This window comes from Cytophagia bacterium CHB2 (genome assembly GCA_030263535.1).
GTDB lineage: Bacteria > Zhuqueibacterota > Zhuqueibacteria > Zhuqueibacterales > Zhuqueibacteraceae > Coneutiohabitans.
The window spans coordinates 1-5,296 of the sequence record SZPB01000411.1 but is presented as its reverse complement, the minus strand read 5'-3'; the positions used below and the strand labels follow the sequence as shown (position 1 = coordinate 5,296).

The following is a 5,296-nucleotide window of genomic DNA, read 5'->3' as shown; positions in this document are numbered from 1 at the left end:
AAAACGAAATCGGCATAGCCGGAAGCCCGCCCGGGCGGTAGCGTTTGTATAAGGCCATACAACTCCGTGCGCGAAAAAGCATGCTCAAATAGATTGTCATGGAAATTTCCGCTCTCGTCCTCGCAGCCGGCGCTTCCCAGCGCATGCCAGGCCAGAACAAACTCTTGCTGCCGTTGGGCGCGAAAACCATTATCGCACACACCGTCGATCATCTCCTGCAATCAAAAGCCGGTGAAGTGATCGTCGTGCTCGGCCACGAAGCTGAGGCCGTGCAGCACGCTTTATCAGGCCGTGAGGTGGTATTCACAACCAATCCCGATTTTGCAGAAGGGCTGTCGACTTCGATTATCGCAGGCTTGCAAGCCGCCTCAAAATCGGCGAGGGGATTTTTGATTTCGCTAGGCGATCAGCCGCTGGTAACGTTTCCTGAGTTGAATCTTTTGATGCAATGCTTTACTTATGCCGGGGACTATTCGATTATTGCCCCGGTCTATCGCGGACGGCGCGGCAACCCCGTGATTTTCGCTCGTAGCCATTTGCCCGAAATGCTCGCGATCTCCGGCGATGCCGGCTGCAAAGCCATCATTGCGAGACATGCGCAGCGCGTTCTCGAAGTTGAAATGCAAACCGATCATGTTCTGCGTGATGTCGATACATTCCAGAGCTATGAAACTATGCAGGCGCGGTTGAATCAACCAAAGAAATGAGGACACCCGATGGAAGCCAAAATCACCAAAACGCGCAAATACCGCGCAGACATGAACGAAAAAATCTTGACCAGCGGTTTCAATGATTTCAAGAAATTCTTTGCGCTCGACAACAAAGCTTATCTCGACGGCAGCATTCCGGTCAAATACAAGGAACTGATGGGGCTGGTCGGCAGCATGGTATTGCGCTGCAACGATTGCATTTTTTATCATCTCGATCGCTGCATCACCGAAGGCGCGACGCGCGAGGAGTTGCACGAGGCCATGAACATCGCCTTGATCATCGGCGGCTCCATCGTCATTCCGCATTTGCGCTATGCCTTCGAAATGCTGGACGAGCTTTATGCGGAACAAGAGTCGAAATAACCCGAGGCCGCCTCTTGAAGGAACAATCATATGACGTCACCCAATGACATTGTAATCTCCGTCAACAATCTGCACAAATCGTTTCACGGCAATCAAGTCCTGAAGGGCGTCGATTTGCAGGTTGAAACGCGTGAGCTGACCGTCCTGATCGGCCCCTCGGGCTGCGGCAAGTCAACGTTTTTGCGCTGTCTGAATTGCCTGGACATGATGGATCAAGGCAAAATTACGATCGGGGGCATCACGCTCGAGCGCAATCACAAAACGCAGGCGGTGAGCAATGACTTTCACGCCAGAACGCTCGCCCTGCGCATGAATGTCGGCATGGTGTTTCAAAGCTTCAATCTCTTCCCTCATTTGACGGCTTTGGAAAATGTCATGCGTGCGCCGATGGTCGTTAAGAACATTTCAGAAGCGCAAGCTCGAAACAAAGCGCTCGATCTCTTGAACAAAGTGGGACTCGCTTCGCATGTCCATCATTATCCCTCGCAGCTTTCCGGCGGCCAGCAGCAGCGCGCTGCCATTGCCCGCGCGCTGGCGATGGAGCCGCAAGTGATGCTCTATGATGAACCGACTTCCGCGCTCGATCCCGGCCTGGTGGACGAAGTGTTGAATGTGATGAAAACGCTGGACGACGAGGGCATGACGCAAATCGTGGTCACCCATGAAATGAGTTTTGCCAAGAATGTCGCGGATAAAGTGGTTTATTTTGACGGCGGCAACATTGTCGAAAGCGGCCCGCCGGAAAAAATTTTTTCGTCGCCGGCAGACGAACGCACACGAAAGTTTCTGAAGAAATTTTTGTGACGGCAGTCGCGCCTCATGCCAATCCATTCTCCTGCAATTTACACGCAGCGCGCGTTCGAATCCCATTGCCACAGGTCTACTCACAACATGACACTGCCGATATCTTTCCCGACACGTCTCTCTAAAATCTTTTGCGCTCTCATTTTGGCCGCGACTCTCGGCCATCTCAGCCCGGCCTTTGCGCAGGAATCAGCGCCGCCGCTGCGTTGGGGCGCAGATTCGGAAGGCGGCGCGCCTTTTATTTTTCCCGATCCTCGTGATCCCAGCAAAACGCTGGGCTTTGAAGTCGATTTGGTTGCGGCGCTGGCTGCGGAACTGAATCGCGAGCCGGTGTTCGTGCAAAATCAATGGGACGGTCTGGTGCCGGGCCTGCGCATCGACAACTATGACATCGTGGTCAACGGTTTGGAGATCACGCCGGATCGCGAGCAGGAAATCAATTTCTCGATTCCCTATTATGTGACGTTCGAACAATTGACGGTGCGCAAAGACACCTATGACATCAACAGTTTGGAGGATTGCAACGGAAAAGTGGTAGGCACGCTGAAAGCCTCGTTGGCTGAACGCATTTTGCAGGCGCAACCCAATATTGAAATTCGTTCGTACGACGGCCAGATCACGGCGTATGAAGATCTCGCGCTGGGCCGCCTCGATGCCGTACTCATGGATCATCCCATCGCGCTGTATTATGGCGCTTCCAATGCCAATCTAAAATTCGTCGGCGACGCGATTGGCGAGATGAAATACGGCATCGGTTTGCGCAAGGAAGATGCCGCGTTGTTGCAGGACATCAACCGCGCGCTGCAGAGGCTAATTGATGACGGACGATTGCGCACAATTTACGAACGCTGGAACATGTGGACGCCGCGGCTGGCAAAATTCTTCAACGATGATGCGCCCTCGAACACGCCGCCCGAGGCCTGGGAAGCTTTCCTGCGTGAAAACCGGCTCGAACGCACCTGGCAGAACAAACTGCAGCGCTATCGCGATGATTATCTTCCGCTGCTGGCAAAAGCCGCGGTCACGACCATCGGCCTTTCGATATCGTCTATGATCTTGGCAATTTTATTCGGTTTGATTCTCGCGCTCACGCGCTTGTATGCGGTGCAACCATTTTCTTTTCTGGCGACTTTTTATATTGAAGCGGTGCGCGGCACGCCGTTGTTGGTGCAATTGCTTTTTATTTATTACGCGCTGCCGCAACTGGTGGGCATCAAATTATCGCCGGTAGTGGCGGCTGTGGCCGGGCTGGCGTTGAATTATGCCGCGTATGAAGCAGAGAATTATCGCGCCGGCATTCTCTCAATTCCGCGCAGCCAGATGGAGGCGGCGCTGGCTCTGGGCATGACGCGCTGGCAGGCGCTGCGACATGTCATCATTCCACAGGCTTTGCGGCTGGTGATTCCGCCGGTCACCAATGATTTCATTTCTTTGATCAAAGATTCTTCAATTGTTTCCGTCATCGCGATGGTGGAGTTGACGCGCGAATATCAACGTTTAGCGGGCATCGATTTCGATTATCTCGGCTTGGGCGTGGTCGTAGCGGTGATGTACTTTCTCATCGGCTTGCCGTTTGTGCGCTTGGCCGGTTGGGCAGAAAAGAAATTCTCGCTCGACAAACGCGCCTCTGCGCCCAGCGCGGCGCATTGAGGCTATACTATACAAATTCTTGGCGCCTTGCTCCAAAATACTATCTCAAGACGAGACAACAATTGTCAATTGCCCCTTTTCACGGGACTGGCAAATTCAGGAAAGCAAAACGAGATGAGCTTCTCATTCATGGCTGCGAGGTAGCAGCGAAAGCCCGTATGAAATTCTTTTACAGCAATCGTATCCGTATTTTTTAGATTGCTGTAAGCTTAAATCTTGTATCAACCCAAAAGGTGACAGCACAACCGGCTGCGGCTTACGCGCTTCTCCATCCTCCATACTCTGAAAGCGACCCCCATGTCAAAATTCTTTTGCGCCTGTACAGTTTTGATCGCGGCTCTTTTTCTGTCTTCCTCAGCTTTCGCGCAATCTCCTTTGGAATACCAGCTCATTCTGGAGAATCCCAACGCCCATTTTCTGCGAGTGAATCTCAGCGTCCCGGTCAACGCAAAAAGCAGCGACTTCAGCCTGCCGGCATGGGCGCCGGGTTCGTATCAAATCGCTAATTATGCCAAATACGTGCAGGACTTTTCCGCGCGCGACGAGGCAAACCGTCCCTTGGCATTTGAGAAAATCGATAAACAAACCTGGCGCGTCAATGCGGCGCCGGGATCAAAGCGATTGACGATCAGCTATCGCGTGTTCGCGAACATTCTCAGCGACACCGAAAGCGAATTCAACGACGAGCATGCGCAGATTTTCGGGCCGCAGGTGTTTATGTATGCCGTCAATCGCAAGACCAGCCCTGTGCGTTTAAGCATCGCGCCATTGCACGGTTGGCGCATTGCCACCGGCCTTGAAGCCTTGAACGATTCGACGTTCCACGCAGCCGATTATGATTCCTTCATCGATGCCCCGCTGGAAATCGGCAATTTCAACGAAGTTCAATTTGAACACGACGGCATAAGCTTTCGCCTGGCAGTTCATGGCGAAGCGGACACCAGCCGGATTCGTGATTTTGCCAGGCACTTGCAACGGATCGTCGCCGAGCAAATGCAGATGATGGGCAAAGCGCCTTTCCGGCATTACGTTTTTATCTGGCATGTCGATGCGCGCGCGGAGTATTATGGTTTGGAGCATCTCAATTCGACGAGCATCGGCATGCCGCACCGCCTGGGCGACTTGAGCAGCGCCGGCGACGTTGCACCGGTGTATGCCGGTCTCACGCGCCAGGACATTGATCTTGAATATGCCGCCCACGAATACTTTCATTTGTGGAATGTCAAGCGCATTCGCCCGTTTGCGCTGGGTCCGTTTGATTACACACGCGAAGTTTATACCACAGGCTTGTGGATCGCTGAAGGCTGGACGGATTATTACGGCTATCTCACGTTGCGGCGCACCGGGCAGTGGCCGGAATGGAAATGGCTTCGCCTGTATGCCAATTTGCTGGCAGAATATCGCAAGCACAGCGGCTGGAAATTTCGCATCGCCAGCCAGGCGAGTTTTGACACCTGGCTTTGGTCTTATGGCAGCGGTGAACAAGGCAATCTCGGCCGCACCTTTTTTCCATATTATCCGCCTGGCAATCAGCTAGCGCTGTGCATGGATCTGCGCATACGTAGTGAACGCAAGAATCAGTGCGGCCTCGATGAGGTGATGCTTGCTCTATTGCAACGTTTTGGGCTGCCCAAACCGGGATTCACCGAGGCGCAATTTTGGCAATGCGTCAGCGACGTAACTCAACTCGATTGGAATGATTTTCGCCGGCAGTTTGTCCAGGGCACGGAACCTTTGCCGGTTGAACAATTTCTCGCGCTCGCCGGAAT

Annotated in this window: 5 protein-coding genes; all 5 read left to right on the top strand. The window is 53.2% G+C overall.

Annotation, left to right across the window (positions count from 1 at the left end):
- Positions 1-98 precede the first annotated feature (98 nt).
- Positions 99-707, top strand: coding sequence for a nucleotidyltransferase family protein (locus tag FBQ85_26150; GenBank protein MDL1878614.1), 609 nt, complete (start codon positions 99-101; stop codon positions 705-707).
- Positions 708-716: 9 nt separating this feature from the next.
- A complete protein-coding gene (locus tag FBQ85_26145) occupies positions 717-1,073 on the top strand; it encodes a carboxymuconolactone decarboxylase family protein (protein MDL1878613.1) in 357 nt (118 codons plus the stop codon).
- A gap of 30 nt (positions 1,074-1,103) precedes the next feature.
- Positions 1,104-1,877, top strand: coding sequence for an amino acid ABC transporter ATP-binding protein (locus FBQ85_26140; protein ID MDL1878612.1), 774 nt, complete (start codon positions 1,104-1,106; stop codon positions 1,875-1,877).
- A 15-nt stretch (positions 1,878-1,892) separates the two neighbouring features.
- The gene (locus FBQ85_26135) at positions 1,893-3,527 is read left to right on the top strand and encodes an ABC transporter permease subunit (GenBank protein MDL1878611.1); all 1,635 of its coding nucleotides are present in this window, start codon (positions 1,893-1,895) and stop codon (positions 3,525-3,527) included.
- A gap of 297 nt (positions 3,528-3,824) precedes the next feature.
- Positions 3,825-5,296 (top strand): M61 family metallopeptidase (locus FBQ85_26130; protein MDL1878610.1); only part of this gene is annotated, 1,472 nt, incomplete at its 3' end.

What these genes read in the sequence shown, in the direction of transcription:
- FBQ85_26150 (MDL1878614.1), top strand. Translation starts at nt 99, where the DNA reads ATGGAAATTTCCGCTCTCGTCCTCGCAGCCGGCGCTTCCCAGCGCATG.
- FBQ85_26145 (MDL1878613.1), top strand. Translation starts at nt 717, where the DNA reads ATGGAAGCCAAAATCACCAAAACGCGCAAATACCGCGCAGACATGAAC.
- FBQ85_26140 (MDL1878612.1), top strand. Translation starts at nt 1,104, where the DNA reads ATGACGTCACCCAATGACATTGTAATCTCCGTCAACAATCTGCACAAA.
- FBQ85_26135 (MDL1878611.1), top strand. Translation starts at nt 1,893, where the DNA reads ATGCCAATCCATTCTCCTGCAATTTACACGCAGCGCGCGTTCGAATCC.